1 protein-coding gene is annotated in these 1,011 nt (G+C 70.0%); it reads left to right on the forward strand.

The genetic code is table 11. From position 1 onward, the window contains the following. Positions 1 to 1,011: aldehyde dehydrogenase family protein (locus tag IEX93_RS11340; RefSeq protein ID WP_188848289.1), on the forward strand; the 1,011-nt coding region annotated here is incomplete at both ends.

The raw sequence follows: 1,011 nt of genomic DNA on the forward strand, positions 1-1,011 counted from the left end.
TGGTGGACTTCGCCCTCTCCGCCCCCACCCTCCTCCAGGGAAGGACCCTGAGGCAGGTCACGGGGGGCGTGGACCAGAACCTCTTCCACTACCCCTTGGGGGTCGTGGCCGGCATCCCCCCCTTCAACTTCCCCGTGATGATCCCCTTGTGGATGTTCCCCATCGCCATCATCGCCGGGAACACCTTCGTCCTCAAGCCCTCGGAGCGGACCCCCTTGGGGGCGGTGCGCCTGGCGGAGCTCTTCCTGGAGGCGGGCTTCCCCGAGGGGGTCCTCAACCTGGTCCACGGGGGCAAGGAGGCGGCGGAGGCCCTCCTCCGCCACCCCGGGGTCAAGGCGGTCCAGTTCGTGGGGAGCGAGCCCGTGGCCCGCTACGTCTACCAGGAGGCGGCCCGGCACGGGAAGCGGGTCTCGGCGGCGGGGGGGGCCAAGAACCACCTCATCGTGATGCCGGACGCGGATCTGGACCAGGCCGTCCCTGCCATCCTCAACTCCGCCTTCGGCAACGCTGGGGAGAGGTGCCTGGCGGGGAGCGTGGCCGTGGCGGTGGGGGAGGTGGGGCCTTTGCTTTTGGAGCGGGTGGTGGAAGCCGCCAAGGGGCTCAAGGTGGGCCCGGGCTGGGAGGAGGGGGTCCAGGTGGGGCCCTTAATCCGGGAGGAGCACCGGCAGAAGGTGGTGGGGTACATCCAAAGGGGCCTGGAGGAGGGGGCGGGCCTTGCCCTGGACGGGCGGAAGGAGATGGCAAGGCCTGGCTTCTTCCTGGGGCCCACGGTCCTGGACCGGGTCTCCCCGGGGATGGCGGTGGGGCGGGAGGAGATCTTCGGCCCCGTGCTTTCCGTCTCCTACGCCAAGACCCTGGAGGAGGCGATCCGGCAGGCCAACAGCGTCCCCTACGGGAACATGGCCTGCCTCTTCACCCAAAGCGGCAAGGCGGCCCGGGAGTTTCGGGAGAAGGTCCAGGCGGGGATGGTGGGGGTGAACGTGGGGGTGGCCCAGCCCTTTGCCTTCTACC

The sequence above is a fragment of the Thermus composti genome (assembly GCF_014647535.1).
Classification (GTDB): Bacteria; Deinococcota; Deinococci; order Deinococcales; family Thermaceae; genus Thermus; species Thermus composti.